The sequence below is a fragment of the Rheinheimera sp. genome (assembly GCF_036782235.1).
Classification (GTDB): Bacteria; Pseudomonadota; Gammaproteobacteria; order Enterobacterales; family Alteromonadaceae; genus Pararheinheimera.
Genome location: NZ_DAIPZL010000002.1, coordinates 341,154 through 364,478, shown reverse-complemented (window position 1 = coordinate 364,478; position 23,325 = coordinate 341,154). Strand labels below are relative to the sequence as shown.

Genomic DNA, 23,325 nt, shown 5'->3' with positions numbered 1-23,325 from the left:
GTTGATCACAAGGAGTTTTTTATGAAAAAGGTATTCACCACAGCCGCACTGGTGTTGGCATCAAGCCTGTTATTGGGCTGTTCCCCCAAAGAAGTTGGTGATGTCAGCCTGGGCTTATTCACCACAAAAGATATTAAAATTCAAACCTTTAACGACCCAGACATTCCGGGCGTGACTTGTCATATCAGCCATGTTGAAGCCAATCTGGATTTAGCCGACCCATCGGATATGTCGATTGCCTGTCGCCAGACCGGTGAAATCACCAAAGCCATGCTGGATAGCATAGATACTTCCAAATCAGGTGAAGTAATTTTTAGCGCCTCCAAAAGTATTTTGTTTAAACACCTGAAAATCCGCCGCATTTTTGATAAAGACAACAGAACCCTGGTGTATTTATCTTATTCAACCAAAGAAACCGCCGGCAGTGATAAACATTCGTTAACCACAGTGCCACTCTGGGGCAGCAAAGCCTGGCAGGAGCTGGAAGCGGCCACAACGCCAACGCCAAAATAACCCTCACAACATCTGGTCACAGCAAAACCAGCCCGAACTTTTATACGAAGCCAAAACAAAAACCCGCCAACCGGCGGGTTTTATCTTTATGGATGTAGCGTCAATGCCTTACAACTTGCGGATATTATCCGCTGCATCCCGGTCAATCAGCTTCAGTAACGGATCTACCGCCACATAAACAGCCCCTTTTGGCACTGTCAGCTCAAGCTGATTGCTGCCGGATTTGAGCTGATGCGCCTCAAAATACAGCTGCTCTGGCTCTTTACTAAAGTCATCCGGATCTTCGGTGTAAAAACCAATATCAACCATCTCCAGAAGCTGTTGCGGACTTTCTTTACCTTTGCCATCAGCGGTCAGCTTGGCGGCATCAATGGTCAGTGTCACTTTTAACTGCCCATCCGGCAAAGTTTGCTGCTGAATATCTTTTAACCGCAGATCATACAGTGTGATATTGACAAACAAATCATCAATAAAAGCCTGTTCAGCGGCCGGTAAATCAGCTTTTAAATAACGTACTAAATCCAAAGTGGTTGGGTAAGGATTTTGCTGATACTGGTATTGCTGCAAAAAGGCCCGCAGTTTGGCATCGAGCACTGGCGCTCCCAGGCGGTTTTTCAGCGCCATCATCACCAGTGAACCTTTACGGTAATGAATATACCCCTGATTTTCCGCACGCAGCAGCGGCATTTCTTCAATACGTTCTGAGCCGCGGTCGCGCAGGTAACGGTCCAGTTCGTATTTTAAGAATTTACGTAATTTGACCGAACCATATTTGGTTTCCATCACCCGCAGTGCACTGTATTGCGCCAGCGTTTCCGGGATCACCGCACTGCCCTGCACATTGGCGGTCCCCACCTGATGGCCCCACCATTGATGCGCCATTTCATGGGCAGTCACGTAATAAGGCATATCCAGCTCGTCTTTATTGCGTAAATCGGCAATAAAACCTATTTCCTCAGAATAAGGCACTGTATTGGCAAAAGACTGGGCAAAACGCCGGTATCCAGGGAACTCGATAATGCGCATTTGCTTGTGTTGGTAAGGACCAAAAGCCTGGTTAAAATAATCCAGCGAGTCGCGCATCGATTCCATCATCCGGTCTACGTTCCAGTGGTGGGCTTGGTGGTAATACACTTCCAGCGCTACTCCCTGATACAGCTCTTTTTTCACCTCCAGCCTTGCTGACAGGAAAGAATAAAAATTAAACATCGGCTTATCCATCTGATAATGGAAATAGCGCCGCTCTCCCTCCTGCCATTCTTTTTGCAGATAACCCGGAGCTATCGCAATTTGATCGGCTGAGGTTGAAACTATGGTTTCAAACTGAATAAAATCTTCAGCACGGCCAAAACCACTTTCACTGTATCTGCTTTGATCTTCGAGTTTATGCGCACGTTCCACCGGTGCTAAATCCCGCTTGGCCCGTTCATGCCGCTCCTGCAGCTCGTAACCACGCTGATAACCAAACTGCGGCAATAACTCACTGTTGTTAATAAAGGTGCCGTTTTCAACCAGCAGCACATCGACGTCACTGTCTTTAAAACCCGGATTAGAACGCAGCAGTTCAATCTGCACCTCGGTTTGCGCACCAGGGGGCAACGGCTTCGCAAAAGTCAGCCAGGCAATATTATATTTGCGGTCAATCTCACTGAGGCTGCCGCCCGCCACTGTCAGGCGCAGCTCGCGGGTATTTTCCGGCACATGTACCAGCATTTTGGCAAGCGGCCGGTCAAATTTGTTGCGCATTTTTTGGGTAACACGGGCTTTAATTTTCCGCTCGCCCGGATAAATATCAACCTCGGCTTTAACCGCAGTGGCTACCAGAATAGGGTCGTCAGCATACTGCTTAAAGTTCTTTTCATAATCAGCCTGAATGTCCATCCGCTGTTCGGCCGTCATAAAGGTATTCAGCACGCGGGTGTTGTAATAAATCCAGCTGCCACTTCCGGCAAATAACAACAGCGCCACGGCCATCACAGCCAGGCCCTGAGTCCCAACCTGGTAACGGAACAAAGCGGCACGGTGTTTCAGACTTTGCGCCGGACCACGCTGATAAAAACCATAACCCAACACAAAAAACACCAGCACCAGAGCGCCCCAGTACAACATGTACCAGCTGTGGCTTTCCAGCGTCCAGCCGAAGCGGTTTAAGTCGGAAAAAGGCGCATTTGGCGATTGGCCAAACTGGAACATTTTGTGGCTGAAGCCCCAGGCATCCATCACCAGAGTGGAGATAAAATAAACCACAAACACCAGCATCCCGACGTATTTGTTCGGGCTCAGCGTCTGGATCATAAAGGCCAGCACCACCAGCATCATAAAGGGCAGCAGATTAAAATAACCAAGCCGCACCGCATATTGCACCGGATCCAGCTCTGTCATACCACTGAGCAACTGATAACTGACAGTGGTCAGCGCAAAAGCAACAAACAGCACCGCCATTAACAACCAGACCGCCAGCAATTTGGAGCTGAAATACACCATATTGGCCACCGGCAAGCTGTCGGTAATATCACCAATACCGGCGCTGCGCTCACGCCACACCACTTCGGCACAATAATAAGTGGCAATAATGATAAACAGCAGGCCAGTGGCGTCCACTATCATAGCCACCATCGCCTGGGTCAGCGGCCAGTCTGGTGTGCCGTACAAACCTTCGGACTCCACCATTGGCACCACCAGGTTAAAAATGCACAGCAAACCCAGAATGATAAATGGAGCACTCAACAACACCTGACGCATCTCAAAACGGGTACGTAACCAGAATTGTTGCCAGACCGAAGGGGCCTGAGCTTTGGTTTGCAGCGCCGACAACGGATATTCCGGCACGGCCGCACCCTGTTTTGCCTTTTTTTCTTTGCCTTTGCCGCTGAGTTTTAACTCGCTGAACAAACCGCCAAAGACCAGCAGCACCAACACACCTACACTTAGCCAAATCAGCCTGTTGTAAAGGACCACACCGGAGAAGGTTAGCATCTGGTTATTTTTTTCATCAATGGTCCAGTATCTGGCCACATCGGCAAAGGTACGCAGGCCAAAAGGATCCAGCAAAGCTGCCAGGGTGCGGTACTCTGGCTCGCGGGTAAAATTGCCGGAGATGAGGTACAGCATAAATACCGCCACCACCACCAGATACAACGCCATCATGGAGCGGTATTTATTGGCGATGGCAAAAAACAGCGCGGACAACACAAAAAGTGTTGGCATGGAAAACATCAAAAAAGTGTTGGTGTAATAACTGAGCACTGTCGGACCAAAACGTTCCTGATCCACCCAGGGCATTAATGACCCCACTAAAGTACCGAGCGGCACAAAAGCAAATACCAACAGCACCACAGCATAAGCACCGATAAAACGGCCCAGCTGATATTGCCATGGCGTCAGTGGTTTGGAATAAATCAGCTCTTCCATCTGACAGCTGTGATTCCGGGTGGCACTGTTACCGATAAAGTTCACCACCACAAACATGGCAAAAAGCGACATCACCAGCATGGTTTGCGCCACGGCAAAAGGGCCATTGCCCCAGACTTCACCACCACCACCAATTTGCACCGACTCAGAGGAGGCGGCAAAAAAGGTCATCAGGAAAAACAACAACGAAGTGACATAAAAAGACGGTTGGCGCAGGTAATAACGCCATTCAAAACGGATCATTTGCCAGAGCATCATCTATTCCTCAAGCTTGTTGCTGACGGGAGCGGAACAAGGTGGAGAAATACACATCCTCAAGTCCGGCGGCTGTGGCGGTAAAACCCTGAGGAGCATCGCTGGCAAAGACGTTCAGCACAGTGCGGCCGGCAAATAACCTTTTGGAAATAACCGGCAGTTGTTGTTCAAGCTCTACTGCTTCTGCCTGTGATACTGTTTTGCTCCAGATTTGGCCTTGCAGTGCATCCACCAGTTTCAGTGGTTCACCCTGCAATAAAATTTTGCCACCAGCCAACACCGCCATTTGCGGACAAAGCTCGGCCACATCGTCCACTATGTGGGTAGATAAAATAATGACTTTTTCTTCACCCAGGCTGACCAGCAGGTTATGAAATCTGTTGCGCTCTTCCGGATCCAAACCTGCGGTAGGCTCGTCAACAATCAGCAACTTAGGGTCACCCAATAATGCCTGGGCAATGCCAAAACGCTGGCGCATACCACCGGAAAAACTACTAACGGCCTTGTCTTTATGCTGATACAAATTTACATGCGCCAATAACGCCAGAACGGTTTCAGTGCGGGATTTTTTATCATTCAGACCTTTGAGCACCGCCAGATGATCAAGCAGATCGACAGCGCTGATGCGTGGATACACCTGAAAATCCTGCGGCAGATAACCCAGAGTACGACGCAGCGCCTTTGGGTCTTGCAGCACGTTAATCCCATCAAACTCAATACTGCCGCTATCGGCAGCCTGTAAAGTGGCGATAGTGCGCATCAGACTGGACTTGCCGGCCCCATTGGGGCCTAACAAACCATACATACCTTTGGGAATAGCTAAAGTGACGTCGGACAGGGCTTTGACGCCATTGTCATAGGTTTTGGATAACTGCTTGATGTTTAACATGCTTCTTCCTGGCTGTTTGATAAATAGCCAAGAGCATGCCAGAGCCGTCATAAAGCTGCCAAGCGAAATTGTTTACAAATTGTGTCAAGTTTTAATAAAGTTACAACAGCTGCAGCGCTCAGAAAGGGCTGCCCTTTGCGGCAGAGCTGGGGCGGCGCACGTCAGCACCAGGTTCTGCAGCTTCAGCACCAGCGCACAAACACTGGCGCCTGGTTACAACTCACTCCACTGACGCAATAAATTATGATAATGCCCGGTTAAACCCAGCACTTCAGCCGTATCACCTATTTGGGCGCGCAGCGCCTGAATATGGCCATCCAGTTCAAATAACATGGAACGCTGTATATCGTTTTTCACCAGGCTTTGGGTCCAGAAAAAACTGCAGATACGCTCACCGCGGGTCACCGGCAACACCTGATGCAAACTGGTTGACGGATATAAAATTAAATCGCCTGCGGGCAATTTCACTTCATGGGCGCCATAAGTGTCCATCACCTGCAGCTCCCCGCCGTCATATTCGTCAGGTTCAGACAAAAACAAGGTGCTGGACAGATCCGTCCTTAAACTTAAACCACTGCCCGGTAAACGGCGAATAGCCCCATCCACATGCAAACCATAATGTTCACCGCCGGCATAACTGTTAAACAGAGGGGGCACAGTACGATGGGGTAATGCCGCCGCTAAAAATTGCGGATGCTGATACAACTTTTGCAAAATAAACTCACCCAGTTGCAGTGCCAGCGGGCTATCCACCGGCAACTGGCGGTTTTGTTTCACTCTGGCGCCCTGCGGGCCAACAGTGGCACGACCATCACTCCAGCTGGCTTCTGCCAAAAGCTGCCGCATCCGGGCAACTTCGTTTTTATCCAGCAAGGCTTCTATATGCAACATCATCAACCGAACTCCCCTTTTCCCTTCCCGGCACAACTTTCGCAGCCAGCCGGAATAACAAAGGCCTTAGTTTAACTAAGGCCTGTCACAACAAATCTGATTTGGCGCAATGTTGAGACTTATTCTCATTTGAATCCAAGCCCACAACACCTTGCCAGGGTTAGAATGAAACGTTGACCCCCAGTTTGGCTGAACGTGGAGTGCCCTGATGGTAACGCGAACCGCCGTTATTCAGGCTGCCGATATATTCTTCATCCAGCAGGTTATACAGGTTCAGTTGTACCGTGACTGTTGGGTTCAGCTCGTAAGAAGCCATGGCGTCCATCACCCAATAATCCGGCACTGTCACCACTGAAGCAGTGGCCGGGTTGATATTGGTGCTATTTGACCGTGCAACTGAGTCCATATAACGGGCGCCCCCACCAAAGCTTAATTTTTCCAGCTTGTAATTGGCCCATAAGGTAAAGGTGGTTTTTGGTGTCCACTGGATAACAGCGCCCTGGGTGGGTGATGCGCTGTATAACGAACCGCGGGTAATTTTTGGATCCAGCAAAGCTAAACCGGCACTGAGTTCCAGGTTATCCAGTGGCATGCCCACCAAACCAAATTCGGCGCCTTTCACCGTTTTTTCCCCTACAGGGAGATAAGTGTTTACATCATCGCGCACCAGCTCGTTTTTATTCACACTTTCAAACAGCGCCGCCGTGGCAAATAACTTCTGGTTTAACAGGTTCCATTTGGTACCCAACTCCAGGTTGGTGCCTTTTTGCGGTTCCAGCGCCGGGTTGTTCTGATTGGTGGCAGAGTTACTGAGCTGGAAACTGGTGCCGCCCGGTGGTAACTGTGAGGTGGCATAACTTAAATACACCGAACCCTCTGCTGTGGGTTTGTAATTCACCCCCACTTTATAACTGAGCAGATTATCCGAAGCCCGCTCGTGGCTGCCTACTTTAGTTCCAACCGGAATAGTTTGGGGTGTAGTAGTGCCCTGAATACTAATGTTATCTGTAGTGGTGCTGTAATGCTCAGCCCGCACCCCGGCGCTCAGTTGCCATTGCGGGGCAATATCAATCGTATCCAGCGCATAAATGGCGGCAGTGTCACTGGAGCCTTCAGCTTTGGCACCTGTCAGTACCAGCGGCGCAAATAGATCAGATGTCGAAGGATTGTAAAGGTTAGCCGCAACCTGAGTGGTACCAGTTGGCATGGCTTTAGTGTAATTGAGCTGGCTTTCGTAGCTAAATTCCACACCGGACGCCAGCGTATGTTGGACACCAGCGAGGGTAAATTTTGCCGTCAGATTCGACTGGTTAATTAAAATCTGGTTCTTCTGATCTTTGCCCTGACGTGAACGCGCTACTGTCCAGGTGGCAGGGTCGTTTTTAGTGGCGGCCGGGAACGCAAGCGCGTTCACCCCTGTCAGTTCGTAATCCTGGGTGGATACACCATAACGCGACGTATTGGTTAAAGTCACATTGTCACTAAAATCATGCTCAACCCGCAGTGTCAGCATATTGGCCAATACATGGTCAAAGTCACTTTTACTGCCATAAAAGTTGCTGCGATCCACGGGCGTTATGGCCGGGCCGTTATTTTGCGGGAAAGCCGCCACATAACTGCTGCTGTAAAAACCTGCCAGACCGGCCGTTGGCAAACCACCGTCCTGAATATTGTCTTGTTGCATATGCAAAAGATTCAGTGTGGTGCGGGTTTTGCTATTTAAACCAAAGGCCAGCGACGTGGCGATACCAGTGCTGTTGTTTTCCACCAGATCACGATTGGGTACGCCACTGTCCTGGCGCAGCAGATTCACCCGGATGGCGGCGTTTTCAATATTCAGGCTCTGATTTATATCTGCCGTTACCCTTTTGTGTGAGCCAGACCCCACCACAGCACTGCCGCTGATAAAATCTTCCAGCCCTGCCACTTTCGAGCCCATATTGACATAACCGGAGGACGTACTGCGGCCGTTGTCCACACCGGCCGGGCCTTTGGCGATTTCTACCTGATCGGTATTAAACACATCGCGGCTGATACTGCCTAAATCACGGATGCCATCGACATAAATATTCCCCTGAGTGTCAAAACCCCGCATAAAAATGGAGTCACCTGTGGCGGTATTGCCGTTTTCACCCATCAGCATGGTAATGCCGGGGGTATTGCGTAAGGTGTCGCTTAAAGTGGTGGCAGCCTGTTGTTTAAACAGCTCTTTTTTCACAACCACTATGGTTTGTGGGGTATCAACTAACTTCTGGGTTTGTTTTGGCGAACTGGCTTTTTCTGCAATAAATTCTGCTTCAATGGCATCGGCTGTTACTGTCACTTGTTGTAACTTGCCGCTTTGCTGCGCTGATGCCGGCGTGGTGTTGTCTGCCAGCGCAACGGCCGGTAACGCCAGTAATAAGGCTGACGCAATAGCTGAACGGGCGCCGGTCGGATGTTTTTTTGCCTGAATGTATGCCATGGATTTTCCCTTAATCAACAGATGTAGTGAGGCAGCTTGTTGTGGCTGCAAAAACTGCCGGCATACTATCGATAATCATTCGCATTTGCAAATGATTTTCATTTGTAACTTTCGCAAAAAACAATACCGCAGTAATACTGCTGCGGTGTTGGCTGATGCTTCGTTGCTGTTATTTCAGGCTGGGTGTTAAAAAGCGGGTTTTGTGCTGACGGATTTTCTGATTTATTTTTTTAATTAATTCAACGTTTTGAGGTGTGTTTTTTAGCACCAGATGCAAGCTTTTATGCTCTTTCAGGCTTTGACTGAATTGCAGTTTGAGGGCCCCCTGCTGAATGTCTTTGTCGTGTTGCAACAAATATTGCAGCACTCTGTTGTCAATGACAGCGGCATCCAACTCGCCTCGCAGCACTTTTAATACATTGGCTCTGTCACTCTGACTGATCTGCGGCTTTAACTCACCGGCGGCTATCAGCGCATCCAGTTTCACCATATTCAGATAGTCCTGCACCACGCCAAAACGCAGCCCGGCCAGCTGGTGCGCATCCGTTAATAACAAAGGATTGTCGCGCCGCTCCACCAAACCAATCTCACTGTAGCCAATAGCCACAGTTTGCAGATAATCCGGACTGGTCAGCTGGTATTCCGGAAAATAACCCAGGTGCCCTTCTTTGCCGCTATGCACCTTGGCGACAGCCAGAGGCCAGGGCAAAAAATCAACCTGCAACGGATAACCAAGCTCGCCGAATAAGGTGCGCAAAAATAAGGTCACCTCACCCTGTTCTGGTAAATCAGCGCCGGTATAAGGCGGCCAGTCGAGACTGGTCAGTTTGATCACCGGTGTTGCGGCAGGCGCAGACGCTGTCGTGGCAGCTGCAGGAGCGGACGCTGCGGGGGCAGCCTGCAAAAACAACGACAACAAACAGCACCACAGCCATTTCATCGGCGACACCTCAACTGCGCAACTTGGCTAATTGTTGATCAATAGCGGCAGTGATCTGATCGATCGCCTGGCTGATTGCAAGGTTATCACCGGACAAAGCGCTGAGCGCTCGGGTTGCATCATCAATAGCGGTAATATTACGGTTAATTTCTTCACTAACCTGATTTTGCTGCTCAGCCGCAGCCGCCACCTGAAACGCATTGTCGGCAATAGCTGAAATACCGGCAGTGGCGCTGGAGAGCTGCTCGTAAGAGCTTTCCGCTTCCACTAAGGTAGTACTGACTTTGCCGGTATTGGCGGTGATTTGACTCACTGTGTTTGCAACCTGCTGCTGCAGACCATAAATCAGCTTTTTAATTTCATCGGTGGAACTGTGGGTCCGTGCCGCCAGCGAGCGCACTTCGTCGGCTACCACGGCAAAACCACGTCCCTGGTCACCGGCGCGCGCCGCTTCAATTGCGGCGTTCAGCGCCAATAAGTTGGTTTGTTCGGCAATGGCCTGGATCACTTCAATAATGCCGTTAATTTGCTGGCTGCTGTGTGACACGGTTTCCACTGCCAACCGAGTTTGTTCAAACTCACCCGCCACAGTTTTAAAAGCGCCAACTGTATTCTGGAATAACTGATTAGCCTGAGTTAAAGCTGCCAGCGAACTTTGTGCTCCTTCAGCGGTACGTCCGGCTAAACTGGCCACTTCATGGGCTGTGGCTGTCATCTGATGCATGGCGGATGCTACATTCTGTACTTCAGATGCCTGCAACTTGGTAGCCTGGTTGGTTTGACCAGACAAGCCAACCAGTTGCTGACATTGTTGCTGCAATGCAACAGAGGATTGTTTTAACGCCAGGATCATATCCCTGAGTTTGGCAGTAAAAGCATTAAAACCTTGCGCCATATCGCGCAGTTCCACATCTTTACTGACCGCCAGCTGCCGGGTTAAATCCCCTTCCGAGCCCGCCAACTCTTTCATCAGCTGACTCATATTCACTATGGGCTGAGTGGCTGACTTCAGCCAAACCGAGGTTAACAGCACAAAACCGACCAGCAGCAATACACCAAGCAGCATCATCCGGCTGGTGGTGGCTGCTGCGTCTGTCGCCAGTTGTTCCGACAGCTGATTGGCCACACTCAAAGCAACGTCTTTCGGCACTGCAACCACTACCTGCCAGTCGGCTTCTGCCGCTGCAACCTGCAATTTGCGGCTAATCACAAAATCCTGCTGATAGACCGATAATTTGCCGCTGTTTGCCGCCAGATGCTGACTTAAACCCGCATCCAGTTCAGCGAGCGGCTGCCCTAGTTTGTCGGGATAACTGTTACTCGCCAGCAACAAACCAAATTTACTGACCAGATAGAGTTTTGCTTTGCCGCCATACAGCTGCGACGCCTGTTGCTGCAGCAGGGTTTGCAACACAGGTAAATTCATATCTACACCCGACACCCCCCGAAACTCACCGGCAGTGACCACAGGATACACCAGAGAGGTTAATAACACTGAATTACCCGGGGTGATTTCCCATAAATAGGGTTCCATCAGACAAGGTTTTTTCTGATCACGGCTACACAGATACCACTCGGCTTCGCGAATGCCGTGTTTGTTTTTGGTTTCAATATATTTCACTGAAGGATCAGGTACCTGCACAAACTTGACACCGTCTTGCTCACGCACCCAATACACTTCCAGTGTGCCTTTGGCCGAGCTATGTGTTTGCGCCAACCCAAAATTACTATCGGCATTGTCATAACCATTGGGTTCAAACTGGCCATACAAAGCACTGACACCGGTATTGGCTGCTAACAACTGCCCGGCCATCGCCTGTACCTGTTCACGCTGATAAGGTGCCTGACTGCCGCCATGCGCAGTGGCACTTAAAATGGCAGCGTAATATTTGGCGAGATCAAAATTGCGGTTAATTAAAGCAGCAGTTTCAAAAGCAATACCTGTTGCAGCGTCCGTCAGGGTTTGTTCGGCCTGTTTTTGCATTGAACTACTGAGCAAGGCCACGGCCGAGGCATTGTTGCGGCTCATCGAATACCATCCGACGGCCGTCATCACGCCAATACTGATGGCAATAAAAAGAGCCACTCCGGATGTTAACTTAAAACGTAACGAATCAACTTGCATAAGAACCCCTGCTGAAAACTGCATTATTTATCCACTTACCAGGAAAAGGTTTTTGCCACAGCCAAAGACACTTTGGCGTCACCATAAAAAGGCAACGAATAGTCTGTGTCATCAAAAGCCAGAGTCCAGTTCAGCCCCTGCCAGCTGGCAAGATAAGCGATACGCCAATGATGATAGGTACCGTCAGTGTCCCGCATAAATTTATCGGTTTGGGTAGAAGTGGAACGGTCGGCGGTGAGCAATAAACTGCCGTTTTCGTGCAAAGGGATGGTTTGAAACAAGGCCACAATATAATGACCGCCACCGGCGCCAAAATAATCCGACGCATACCAATAACCTAATTTGGTGTTTTTATAAGACAGCTTCAGATAAGCCTCAGGAAAGTTAAAGGCTTCGCTATTGGCGCTTTCACTGCCGTGATAAGTGTATTGTGCCACTCCAACATCCAGCACCCAGTCGGGGCTGAGTTCAGTCCAGTAACCAATGGTCGCATCAAACTCCAGCTCCGTGCCGGGTGAAAACTTCACATTGGACGCCCAAAGCCCGGCGTACCAGCCATCACCGCTGCTCCAGTCCAGACTGGGCTGTAAGGCCGGATCATGATTGGTCAGGGTAATGCCGTTAAATAAGTAGTTACTGGTAAGAACGACGGTGGAGCTGACATCAGCGCTGCAGGGAGCAGCCAATAAAACGCAGCAACAACATAAAACAACTTTTTGCATGGTGACCTCAAAAGGAACTTGCAGCGAACACTGCCCAAAAAACAACCTTGTTTTTGGCAGTGCATAAAAACAGTTCTCCTGCTTAAGGGTATAGCAGCTGAGGTCAACAATTGCCGCAAAACAATAAAGTAAACTAAAAATTTTTGCAGAGTAAGTTTCTGAATTACCTACAAAATAATACTGTTATTTTGATTTCCTCTGTGTCATCAGTGCTTCCAGTTGCAGCCAGAGTGCTTCGCTCTCAGCAGTAAGATCGGCAAACAAACGCAGGTTACCGCTGCGTTGTGCCAATATGGCTTGTTCAAGTTTGGCGTCGTATTGACGACGTAATTTTTTAACAGGATCAGGTTTTAACCAGTCAAACATCAGAATCTCCGTGGACTGTGGTTTTATCACACTACGGATTGTGCCCGCAAAACAGCCAGTTTTTTGTCAAATATATCCGGCGCAGAGCAAATCAGCTGCAACACATTTACACAGCGTCACCCGTCTTTTTATGGTTTTTTATGCCGTTGTTCAGACAAAGGGCATAAAAAAACCGGCATCAAGCCGGTTTTTTAAGTTACAGCAGTGTTAGCTGCCGTGTTTGTCAGTGTGACGCATATGCGGGAACAGAATGACGTCACGGATACTTGGTGCATCAGCCAGCAACATCACCAGGCGGTCAATACCAATACCCTGACCTGCAGTTGGTGGTAAACCGTGTTCCAGTGCTGTGACAAAGTCTTCGTCATAGAACATAGCTTCATCATCACCCGCCGCTTTTTGCCGTACCTGCTCGTGGAAACGTTCTGCCTGATCTTCAGCGTCGTTTAATTCGCTAAAACCATTGCCTAATTCACGGCCGCCAATAAAAAATTCAAAGCGGTCGGTAATTTCCGGATTGTGGTCGTTGCGACGGGCCAAAGGTGAAATTTCAGCAGGATATTCAGTAATAAAAGTCGGTTGTTGCAGCTTGGTTTCTACCAGCTCATCAAACACTTCCATCAGAATACGGCCGTGACCATAGTTGGCTTTGACTTCAATGCCTAAAGATTTGGCTAGTTCTGCCACAGCCTCACGGGTGGTGAGTTGCTCCAGTTTTACTTGTGGGTTGTAGTGCAGAATAGATTCAGTCACTGACATGCGCGCAAAAGGTTTACCAAAATCAAACACATTACCCTGATACTTCACTTCGGTGGTGCCAAGCACGGATTGCGCCAGACCACGGAACAACTCTTCAGTGATATCCATCAGGTCGTTATAATCGGCATAAGCCCAGTAGAACTCCAGCATGGTGAATTCTGGGTTATGGCGGGTGGATACACCTTCGTTACGGAAGTTACGGTTTAACTCAAATACTTTTTCAAAACCACCAACCACTAACCGTTTTAAATACAGCTCAGGGGCAATCCGCAGGAACATCTGCATATCCAGCGCATTGTGGTGTGTTTCAAAAGGACGGGCTGAAGCACCACCCGGAATGCCTTGCAGCATTGGGGTTTCCACTTCTAAAAAGCCTTTGCTGTTAAAAAACTGACGAATATAAGCCACAGTTTTTGAACGGATCAAAAAGGTTTTGCGCGACTGCTCGTTCACAATCAAATCTAAATAACGCTGACGGTAACAAGCTTCCTGGTCCGTTAAACCGTGGAATTTGTCCGGCAGCGGACGCAGTGCTTTGGTCAGTAAGCGGATTTCATCCAGCCATACCGTGAGCTCGCCGGTCTGGGTTTTAAACAACACACCACTACCACCGATAATGTCGCCTAAGTCCCACTTTTTAAAACCTTCGTTGTAAACGTTCTCCGGCAGACTGTCGCGGGCAACATACAGCTGCACCTTACCGCCGACATCCTGAATAGTGGCAAAACTGGCTTTACCCATCACCCGGCGCAGCATCATACGGCCAGCCACTGTCACGCGGATTTTCTTTTCTTCCAGCTCTTCTTTGCTCAGATGTTCGTACTGCGCCATGATCTGATCAGAAGTGGCATCACGACGGAAATCATTCGGGAAAGGGTTGCCCTGTTCACGCAACGCCGCCAGCTTATGTTTTCGCTCGGCAATCAGTTTGTTGACGTCATGATGTTCTTCAATAGGCGTATTTTGTTCTGACATGATAAGTTCCTGATTTAAGCGAAAATTACAAACCGGCTTTAAGGCTGGCTTCAATAAATTTGTCGAGGTCACCATCTAATACCGACTGGGTATTACGGGTTTCGACACCGGTACGCAAGTCTTTGATCCGCGAGTCGTCCAGCACATAAGAGCGGATCTGACTGCCCCAGCCGATATCCGATTTGGTATCTTCCAGCGCTTGCTTTTCGGCATTTTGTTTTTGCAACTCAAACTCATACAACTTGGCGCGCAGTTGTTTATAAGCATTGTCACGGTTTTTGTGCTGCGAACGGTCGTTCTGACACTGCACCACTATATTGGTCGGTAAGTGGGTAATACGCACCGCAGAGTCGGTTCTGTTAACGTGCTGACCACCGGCACCTGAAGCACGGTAGGTATCAATACGTAAATCAGCCGGGTTAATTTCAATTTCGATATCGTCGTCAATTTCCGGCGACACAAAGACCGAGGCAAAAGAGGTGTGGCGGCGGTTGCCCGAGTCAAAGGGGCTTTTACGCACTAAACGGTGTACACCGGTTTCAGTGCGTAACCAACCATAAGCGTATTCGCCGCTGAACTTGATGGTACAGCCTTTAATACCGGCAACGTCACCATCTGTCACTTCGTAAATTTCCGGATTAAAACCTTTGGCTTCACCCCAGCGTAAATACATCCGCATCAGCATGCTGGCCCAATCCTGCGCTTCAGTACCACCTGAGCCAGACTGAATGTCCAGATAACAGTCGCTGGCGTCATGTTTGCCGGAGAACATACGGCGAAATTCCAGTTTAGCCAGTTGAGCCGCCAAATCAGCCAGTTCCGCCTGAGCTTCAACAAAGGTGTCTTCGTCTTCGGCTTCAACCGCCAGCTCAACTAAACCCGCCACATCTTCCAAACCCTGATCGAGTTTATCGATAGTGCCAACAATTTGTTCCAGCGCTGAACGTTCTTTACCCAGCGCCTGGGCTTTTTCCGGATTGTTCCACACCGCTGAATCTTCCAGCTCGCGGGACACTTCTTCTAATTTTTCTTTTTTGGCATCGTAGTCAAAGATACCCCCGAAGCACATTAGTGCGTTCAGTTAAGTCTTTGATACTGTTATAAACTGGATTGACTTCAAACATGATTTTTAAATACGCCTCAAAAATAAGGCGGCAATTGTAGCAAAATTTCAGCAGCGGGTGCAGCCATTTCCTGTGCAACCATATGCAAAAGCACAGCTGCTTTGTCATCAGCCTTCAGACTCAAGCGTCGTCATTTTCCGGGTTTCAGCATTCCAGCCTGATAAATTGCAAGATGGCTGCTTTTTGCCGTGCTGGTTTTACCAGTGCCTGCCGCAGCCTGACCTCCTTGCACAGAGCAAAGTGTTTTACTAATTTAAACAGGATTAGTTACAAATTTATACAATATTCTGACGACTTACATCGAGCGGCGGTAGTAACAACAGGGTTCGTCCGGTGATGGCAGCGTCTTATTCGTGTGAATAACCCATTCGCTTTAAAACCAGAGGAACTTGTTATGCCCCGTTATCACAAACTTAGTCTTGCTGTTATTTTTGCCTGCGCCGCACCTGCCGCTTTCAGCTCAGAACATTCAGAAAAAGTGCTGGCTGCACTGCAGGCCGGTAAAGCCCATGTTGCTCAGGAGCTACTGATCCAATATAAAGCGGGCGCCGGTGCCAATGCCAAACAGCGGGCGCTTGGCAAAATAGCGGCAACACCAGCCGAAGTATTAGTGGCTGCACATCAGCGCCGGGACAAGCAAGGGGACTTAGAACTGGTGCGCCTACCCCAAGGCAAGTCATTGCAACAAGCTATTGCAGCGCTGAGCGCCGATGAGGCCGTTGCTTTTGTTGAGCCAAACTGGATTTACAACCATGCTGCCACCAGCAATGACACCTATTACACCAATGGCGGTTTATGGGGCATGTATGGCGACGGCAGCAGTCCGGCCAATCAGTATGGTTCACAGGCCGCTGAACAATGGGCCGGCGGCAATACCGCCTGTGGTGATGTCTGGGTTGGTATCATTGACGAAGGTTATATGTATAACCACGAAGACTTAGCCGCCAATGCCGGCACTAACCCGGGGGAAATTGCCGGCGACGGCATCGACAATGACGGCAATGGTTATGTCGACGATGTCTATGGCTGGGACTTTGCCGGCAATGACAACTCGGTATTTGACGGTGCCGGTGATGACCATGGCACCCATGTCGCCGGTACTATCGGCGGTGTCGGTGGTAATGGCAAAGGGGTGGCAGGCGTGTGCTGGAGCGTCAAACTCTTTAACGCCAAATTCCTTGGCAGCCGGGGCGGTACCACGGCCAATGCGGTGAAAGCCGTGGACTATATGACAGATATGAAAACCCGCCATAACCTCAATATGATTGCCACCAGTAACAGCTGGGGCGGCGGCGGTTTTTCACAGGCACTGCAGGACGCCATAGGCCGGGCCGATAATGCCGGTATGTTGTTTATTGCTGCAGCAGGTAATGATGCTTACAACTGCGACAGCGGTTCAAGCTGTTATCCGGCAGAATACCCGAATAACAACCTGATTGCTGTGGCTTCTATTACCAGCACGGGCGCCATGAGTTCGTTCTCAAGCTACGGCAAAACCACAGTGGATATTTGTGCACCCGGCTCGGCTGTGATGTCGACTGTGCCTAAATCGTCCAAAGGCAAAGTGATCTCCGGTTATGCCAGTTACAGCGGCACATCAATGGCCACACCTCATGTATCGGGCGCCGCAGCTTTATACAAAGCGCTGAATCCGGCCGCCAGCCATACCCAGGTGAAAAACGGCATTTTGGCGCAGGCGCTACCTACAGCATCCTGTAACGGCAAGGTCAGCAGTAACGGCCGGCTTGATGTGAGTGGTTATTAACGGCGGGTTTGAATAAGCAAAAAGGCCAGAACTTCTGGCCTTTTTATTGTGGTTAAGCAAACACAAGCTGCATTAACCTGGCAAAACAACAACAGCTTAAAGCGCCACCATTTGCCGCACCAGCAACTGCAGATTTTGCTGATCGCGAAAGTCGTTGATATCCAGCTGATAAGCCAGCTGGACCTGCCGCACACTGGTATTGGGCCAGCTTTTATTGTCGGCATTAAACCAGATGGCATCCACCAGCTTGCCGTCGCTGGCCTGCAACACCATTTTTAAGTGTTTTTCCGATAACAACCTTTGTTGCACCAGTTTAAAACGCCCTTCAAATACCGGCTCAGGAAAAGCCTGTCCCCAGGGGCCGGCTTGTTGCAGCAATTCAGCGATATCAGTGGTTAAGTGCTCTGCTGCAAGCTCACCGTCGGTATAAATCACCGCAGTTAATAACTCGGGCGTCAGGTATTTTTTTGCCACCTGATTGAGCGCTTGTACAAAAGTCTCCAACATCTGTTCGGCAATGGTTAAGCCGGCTGCCATGGCGTGGCCACCAAACTTTTTGATCAGCCCGGGATGCAAAGTCGAGATTTCTTCCAGCAAATCACGGATATGCACGCCGTGAATAGAGCGGGCTGAGCCTTTTAATTCACCATCATCACCTTTGGCAAAAGCAATCACCGGCCTGTGGTATAACTCTTTCACCCGCCCGGCCAGAATACCAATGACGCCCTGATGCCAGTCGCTCTGGTACAAACACAAACAATCCGGCAACTCGCTGTCTTTAAACGACAACCGTTGCAAAAACGCCAAAGCTTCGGCCTGCATGCCCTGTTCTATTTCACGGCGCGATAAATTCAGGCTGTCCAGCTCTGCAGCTAACCGCCTGGCATTGTTGATGTCAGGTGACAATAAACAGGCAATACCCAACGACATATCATCCAGCCTGCCGGCGGCGTTTAATCTGGGCGCCAGCGCAAAACCAAAATCCTGGGCTGTCAGTTTACTGGCTTTGCGGTTGGCGACATCAATCAGTGCCTGAATGCCGGGGCGTACCTTGCCGGCCCTGATACGTTGCAACCCCTGATGCACCAGAATACGGTTGTTACTATCCAGCGGCACCACGTCGGCCACAGTGCCAAGTGCCACTAAATCCAGAAGTTCCGCCAGATTGGGCTCTGGCATAAAGGCAAAATACCCCTGGTCGCGCAGGGCGGCCCGAAGCGCCAGCAGCAGATAAAAAGCCACACCCACACCGGCCAGCGCTTTACTGGCAAAGCTGCAACCGGGCTGGTTTGGATTCACAATAGCATCGGCGGCCGGCAGTTCACTGCCCGCCAGATGGTGATCGGTCACCAGCACTTTGACCCCGGCTTGTTTGGCAACCGCCACCCCTTCAATGGCCGAGATACCATTATCAACCGTGATGATCAGCTGTGCGCCTTCGGCTACTGCCAACGCTGCCATTTGCGGCGACAACCCATATCCAAAAGCAAACCTGTTGGGCACCAGCGACTGCACATTTAAAAACCCAAAGGCTTTTAAACCGGCCAGCAGCACAGCGGTACTGGTGGCACCGTCGGCGTCAAAGTCACCAACAATCACAATTTTTTGCTGTTTTGCCAGGGCTTCGACCAATAAGGCAGCCGCCTTATCAATGCCTTTCAGTTGCTGATAAGGCAATAAATGGGCGGCCGAACGTTGCAGTTGTTCCGGCAAAGCAATACCGCGGTGGGCATACACCCGTTGTAATACCGGATGTACCGGCAACTGAAAGGCCGCCTCGGTTTGCACCGGGCGGACCTGGAGTTTTTTCGGGCTATATGTCATGCAGTGAACTTATTTCGCCAGATTTGCCAGGGTGGCCACCAGCGCTTCTGCCGGCTGATAACCCGGGATCAGGGTGCCGTCCGGCAATACAATGGCTGGAGTGCCGCTAATACCAAAACTCTGACCTGTTTCATACTGTTCCGCCACATTGTTGCTGCACTGGGCCGGCGCAATTTTACGGCCGGCTTTGGCCTGATTCATTGCCTGTTGTTTATCATCAGCACACCAAATCGACTGCAGTTCGCTGTAGGTTTCGCTTGGTACACCACCCCGTGGGAAGGCCAGGTAACGCACTGTAATGCCTTTATCCAGATAAGTTTGCATTTCGTTATGCAACTTGCGGCAATAACCACAGCTGGTGTCGGTAAACACAGTCACCACGTATTTTTCGTTTTTGGATTTAAATTCAATGCTGGAATCTTTTAACTTGCTGACGCCGGCTTTCCGAACCCCCTGCAGTATAGAGTCGTTTACTAACTGCTTGTTTTTTAAATCGTAAATATTGCCTTCAATCAAAAACTGACCATTATTGGCGGCAAAAAATAACCCTTTGTCGGTAAGCACCTGCTGTACACCAGGCACCACAGAATCGGCCACCGAATTCACTTTCAGCCCCAAAGCCGCCAGTGCAGTGTGCAATTCTGACCCCTGTGGCAGTTTTGCCGGTACTGCAACAGCCTGCGCCGTTACCATTGCCATCATCAGGCCCGCGACCATCATTTTCATGCTGTAATTCCCGTTTTTTTCATACATAACATCAACCCCGCGGATGATGTTGTTGGTGGATCTTTTGCAAACGTGTTTGCGCTACATGGGTATAAATTTGGGTGGTGGATAAATCACTGTGCCCTAACAACATCTGTACGACCCGCAAATCCGCCCCGTGGTTCAACAAGTGGGTGGCAAAGGCATGTCTGAGTGTATGTGGTGACAAAGGTGCGCTGATCCCCGCCAGCTGCGCATAAAATTTTATCCGGTGCCAAAAGGTCTGCCTGGTCATTTGGCAGCCTCTGTTGCTTGGAAACAACACATCCGACTGTTGCTGCAACAATAAAGCCCGCCCCTGCTGCAGATAACGCTGCAGCCATTCAGCGGCCACTTCCCCAATCGGCACCAGTCGCTCTTTACTGCCTTTACCCAGCACCCGGATCACGCCCTGGCGTAAATTCAGCTGCTGCATGGTTAAACTGCAAAGTTCACTGACCCTGAGTCCGGCAGCATACAACACTTCGAGCATCACTTTGTCACGAAACTGGATCACATCATTGACATCAGGTGCTGTCAATAAGGCATCCACATCGGCTTCGGATAAAGATTTGGGCAAACTGACACCAATTTTTGGATTCAGCAGCAAGGCCACCGGGTTTTCCACACACAACTGCAGCTGATGCAACCACTGATAAAAACGCCGCAAACTACTGAGCGCCCTGGCTGTGCTGCGGGCCTGCAACCCCTGATCATGGCGATAAGCCAGATAATGATTCAGCACGTCGGCTGTGACCTGAGGTAACTGATACTGCTGTGTTGCGGCAAAAGCGGCAAATTTGCGCAAGTCAGTGCCATAAGCCGCCAGCGTATGGGCGCTGACGCCCTTTTCCAGCCACAACTGGTCTAAAAAGCGCTGAATAAGCGCCAAAGTCGCCTCTGGCAATACAACTTTTATCTCTGGCTTGACAGCTTTTGTGCTCATACTACCTCTGACAGGCACTGCGCCTTGCTTTGAGCAGGCCCGTGCTTCTGTTAAACTCCGGTGCTGCTTCTTTAAAATAACCTGACGCAGGTTTGTTATGTCATTAAAAATTGCTGTGTTTTACGGTTCAACCACCTGCTACACCGAAATGGTGGCGGAAAAAATTCAGGCGTTATTAACTGCAGATCCGGCGCTGCCAAAGGACTGCAGTGTAACACTTCATAATTTAAAAACGCAGCCTCTGAGCCGGATGGCCGATTTTGACGTGCTGATCCTCGGCATTTCCACCTGGGATTTTGGTGAATTACAGGAAGACTGGGAAGCACAGTGGGATGACATCAGCAGTGTTGACTTAAGCGGCAAAATTGTCGCGCTGTACGGTATGGGCGACCAGCTCGGTTATGCCGAATGGTTTTTAGATGCCCTTGGCATGCTGCATCATGCCATCAGCGAACAGCAGTGTCAGCGTATTGGTTTCTGGTCAACCGAAGGCTATGACTTTATCCAATCCAAAGCTGTTACCGAAGATGGCGAATGGTTTTATGGTCTGGCACTGGATGAAGAAAATCAATACGACCAGACCGACGACAGGGTGATGCGCTGGTTAAATCAGCTGCTGGATGAAATGGCGGAGCTGGCGGAACTGCCTTAATCCGTCTCAGAGCGGCCGCTGGTCTGAACTGTGCAGAAAAAAAGCAGAAATGTTAAAAAATAACTTGCATAGGTACAAAGCTTTCCATAGAATGCGCGCCACTGAAGGGCAAGTCAGTCGAAAGGCTGAACACGCAAAGCCACAGATCTAAAAGTAATTCAATGAGTTACTCATGATAGCTGGGTTACCATCGTAAAAAAACGATGTCAGGGCGCAACAAAATCTTTGTTGTTGTCCAGCCGTGTTCCGCACTGACTGCCGCTTCTGAAATCCATTTGCCAAGATTGCAAACAACCCGGAACCGGAGCTGGTCATGAAATTAAAGTTTTTACCTCTGATTGCTGTATTAGTCACCCCATTTGTTACTACCACTGCAGCTGCCAATGATCAGGTTGCACAATCTCTGTGTTCTTATATCCAGGCTGATGACAAAAACAACCTGCGTAAAACTTTATCTGACAGCCGCCTGCGTCTGAAAAACGTGTACGAAGGTGTTGCCTGTGACGGTTTACCGATGATCCGTTTTGCTATCAAGCACAACGCCGCTGATACTGCTGAATTTATCATCAAGCAGTTACCAGGCAGTTTTATCGTTAAAATGGGTGATGCTGAATGGGCCGCCAGCAACGGTTTTGCCCAGTCGCCAATTATCGAAACGTTAAAAGCCCGTAGCTCAAGCTAACTGCTTTCAGTTGTGAAAAAGGCGCCTGTGTTGGCGCCTTTTTTCTTTGTTTAACCCGCCAGCAGTTGTTGTTGTAAAGCACCATCCAATCCTTGTTGTTGCCACCAGCGGCTTACTTCAGCATCAGCTTTCACCAATTGCCAGCTGTGACACTGATTAAAACGGCAATACTCCGCCAGTGCCAGCCCCAGTGCCTGTGCCAGTTGTGCTGTGAGTTTTACCTTGGGCAATAACAGCAGATGCTGTAACAACAACAGGCCATTTTTGCGTTCGGCCTTTACGTCCAGCTGACCAATAAAAATACTGCCATAAAGCACAGGCAGGCTGTAATACCCTACTTTTCTTTTTGCTTCAGGCACATAAACTTCAATCTGATATTCAAAATCAAACCAGTGCGCCAGCCGCTGTCGCTGGATCACCAGATTATCAAAAGGGTTCAGCAAACTGATTTGGCGCCGGCAACGGGCGGGTGGTAATAAATCGGGTTGCCAGAAATAACGCTGCTGCTGATGTTGAAAACTGACAAGCTGACCAGCATCCCTTTGCTGCAGCAAACGCTGCTCTACCGCCGCTTTGATGCCGGGGCGCAAATAGCAGATTTGCGCCACAGAGCCAAAACCATGGCTTTGCAGATACTTTTGCACCAGATAAGCGGCAAACTCCTGCTCGTCCGGCACCCGGCAATCCAACCCAGCCGGTAAAACCCGCTCTGTTAAATCAAATACTTTCTGAAATTTGTCACGGCGCACCACCATCAGCTCACCTTGCATAAACAGCTGCTCCAGTGCCTGTTTTGCCGGTTGCCAGTCCCACCAGGGGCCGTTTTTAGCCTGAGTGGCGGTAAAGTCGCTGGCTTTGCATGGCCCTTCGGCTCTGATCCGCGCCAGCACTTCGTGCATTTGCTGGTGATTCGGGTCAAACCAGTGTTTTTTGCCCTGTTGTAGCTGCTGCTTGCGATACAGGCTAAAACGATAATCCGCCATCGGCAGATAAGCGGCGGCATGTGACCAGTATTCAAAAATCTGTTTTTTGGCCAGCAGCTCATCCAGCCACTGGCTCTGATAATCTTTCACCCGGCTTGCCAGCACATGATGATGGGCGCGCTGCACCACATGAATAGAGTCAATCTGCACATAACCCAGTTGCTGGATCATCTTCAGGGTGCCGGCTTTGCCTTTGGCTTTTTGCAACAAACCCTGCTGCTGCAAATTCAGCAAACGAAATTCATCAGGGCTAAGCGGCAGCTGGGTCATGGTGCTGATCCTTATGTTTCAGGCA

The 23,325-nt window shown here is 49.7% G+C and carries 18 protein-coding genes and 1 riboswitch; of the genes, 4 read left to right on the top strand and 14 right to left on the bottom strand.

What is annotated here, in order from left to right; translation table 11 throughout:
- Positions 1-21 precede the first annotated feature (21 nt).
- On the top strand, positions 22-513 hold the full coding sequence (locus tag V7P87_RS03825; protein WP_333796242.1) for a CreA family protein: 492 nt from the start codon (positions 22-24) through the stop codon (positions 511-513).
- 108 nt (positions 514-621) lie between these two features.
- On the opposite strand, the gene V7P87_RS03820 is transcribed toward V7P87_RS03825, so the two are convergent.
- From V7P87_RS03820 to prfB, 10 genes are all read right to left on the bottom strand, one after another.
- Positions 622-4,179, bottom strand: coding sequence for an ABC transporter permease/M1 family aminopeptidase (locus V7P87_RS03820; RefSeq protein ID WP_333796241.1), 3,558 nt, complete (start codon positions 4,177-4,179; stop codon positions 622-624).
- Between the two features lie 10 nt (positions 4,180-4,189).
- The gene (locus V7P87_RS03815; protein ID WP_333796240.1) at positions 4,190-5,068 is read right to left on the bottom strand and encodes an ABC transporter ATP-binding protein; all 879 of its coding nucleotides are present in this window, start codon (positions 5,066-5,068) and stop codon (positions 4,190-4,192) included.
- Between the two features lie 213 nt (positions 5,069-5,281).
- Positions 5,282-5,962: a Fe2+-dependent dioxygenase gene (locus tag V7P87_RS03810; RefSeq protein WP_333796239.1), complete on the bottom strand. Its 681-nt coding sequence runs from the start codon at positions 5,960-5,962 to the stop codon at positions 5,282-5,284.
- 157 nt (positions 5,963-6,119) lie between these two features.
- A complete protein-coding gene (locus V7P87_RS03805) occupies positions 6,120-8,423 on the bottom strand; it encodes a catecholate siderophore receptor Fiu (protein ID WP_333796238.1) in 2,304 nt (767 codons plus the stop codon).
- A gap of 169 nt (positions 8,424-8,592) precedes the next feature.
- Positions 8,593-9,363 (bottom strand): substrate-binding periplasmic protein, encoded by a 771-nt coding sequence (locus tag V7P87_RS03800; protein ID WP_333796237.1) that lies wholly within the window; start codon positions 9,361-9,363, stop codon positions 8,593-8,595.
- A 10-nt stretch (positions 9,364-9,373) separates the two neighbouring features.
- Positions 9,374-11,488: a methyl-accepting chemotaxis protein gene (locus tag V7P87_RS03795; protein WP_333796236.1), complete on the bottom strand. Its 2,115-nt coding sequence runs from the start codon at positions 11,486-11,488 to the stop codon at positions 9,374-9,376.
- 35 nt (positions 11,489-11,523) lie between these two features.
- Positions 11,524-12,210 carry a TorF family putative porin gene (locus V7P87_RS03790; protein ID WP_333796235.1) on the bottom strand — a complete coding sequence of 229 codons (687 nt, stop codon included), beginning with the start codon at positions 12,208-12,210 and terminating at the stop codon, positions 11,524-11,526.
- A gap of 183 nt (positions 12,211-12,393) precedes the next feature.
- Positions 12,394-12,576: a DUF6435 family protein gene (locus tag V7P87_RS03785; RefSeq protein WP_333796234.1), complete on the bottom strand. Its 183-nt coding sequence runs from the start codon at positions 12,574-12,576 to the stop codon at positions 12,394-12,396.
- Positions 12,577-12,783: 207 nt separating this feature from the next.
- Complete coding sequence (gene lysS, locus V7P87_RS03780; RefSeq protein ID WP_296295782.1) at positions 12,784-14,310, bottom strand: lysine--tRNA ligase; 1,527 nt, start codon at positions 14,308-14,310, stop codon at positions 12,784-12,786.
- A gap of 25 nt (positions 14,311-14,335) precedes the next feature.
- Positions 14,336-15,434 (bottom strand): peptide chain release factor 2 gene (gene prfB / locus V7P87_RS03775; protein WP_296295780.1). Its coding sequence is split into 2 segments (ribosomal slippage): positions 14,336-15,358 and positions 15,360-15,434, totalling 1,098 coding nucleotides; the frame shifts between segments, so codons are not numbered across the junction.
- A gap of 394 nt (positions 15,435-15,828) precedes the next feature.
- Between prfB and V7P87_RS03770 the strand changes: the two genes are divergently transcribed.
- Complete coding sequence (locus V7P87_RS03770) at positions 15,829-17,199, top strand: S8 family peptidase (protein ID WP_333796233.1); 1,371 nt, start codon at positions 15,829-15,831, stop codon at positions 17,197-17,199.
- 96 nt (positions 17,200-17,295) lie between these two features.
- On the opposite strand, the gene recJ is transcribed toward V7P87_RS03770, so the two are convergent.
- Genes recJ through xerD form a run of 3 tightly spaced genes read right to left on the bottom strand, consistent with a single transcriptional unit; the run spans position 17,296 to position 20,713 of the window.
- Positions 17,296-19,023, bottom strand: a complete 1,728-nt coding sequence (gene recJ, locus V7P87_RS03765; protein ID WP_442967924.1) for a single-stranded-DNA-specific exonuclease RecJ — start codon at positions 19,021-19,023, stop codon at positions 17,296-17,298.
- A 9-nt stretch (positions 19,024-19,032) separates the two neighbouring features.
- On the bottom strand, positions 19,033-19,749 hold the full coding sequence (gene dsbC, locus V7P87_RS03760; protein WP_333796231.1) for a bifunctional protein-disulfide isomerase/oxidoreductase DsbC: 717 nt from the start codon (positions 19,747-19,749) through the stop codon (positions 19,033-19,035).
- A gap of 31 nt (positions 19,750-19,780) precedes the next feature.
- Positions 19,781-20,713, bottom strand: a complete 933-nt coding sequence (gene xerD, locus V7P87_RS03755; RefSeq protein ID WP_333796230.1) for a site-specific tyrosine recombinase XerD — start codon at positions 20,711-20,713, stop codon at positions 19,781-19,783.
- Between the two features lie 97 nt (positions 20,714-20,810).
- Here xerD and fldB point away from each other — a divergent pair, with 97 nt between their 5' ends.
- Both fldB and V7P87_RS03745 read left to right on the top strand, forming a co-directional pair.
- On the top strand, positions 20,811-21,365 hold the full coding sequence (fldB, locus tag V7P87_RS03750) for a flavodoxin FldB (protein WP_333796229.1): 555 nt from the start codon (positions 20,811-20,813) through the stop codon (positions 21,363-21,365).
- Positions 21,366-21,462: 97 nt separating this feature from the next.
- Positions 21,463-21,557: riboswitch (cyclic di-GMP riboswitch) on the top strand.
- Positions 21,558-21,678: 121 nt separating this feature from the next.
- The gene (locus V7P87_RS03745; RefSeq protein ID WP_333796228.1) at positions 21,679-22,047 is read left to right on the top strand and encodes a DUF3718 domain-containing protein; all 369 of its coding nucleotides are present in this window, start codon (positions 21,679-21,681) and stop codon (positions 22,045-22,047) included.
- Between the two features lie 50 nt (positions 22,048-22,097).
- Here the strand turns inward: V7P87_RS03745 and V7P87_RS03740 are convergent, their stop codons facing one another.
- The gene (locus tag V7P87_RS03740) at positions 22,098-23,300 is read right to left on the bottom strand and encodes a winged helix-turn-helix domain-containing protein (RefSeq protein WP_333796227.1); all 1,203 of its coding nucleotides are present in this window, start codon (positions 23,298-23,300) and stop codon (positions 22,098-22,100) included.
- Positions 23,301-23,325 lie beyond the last annotated feature (25 nt).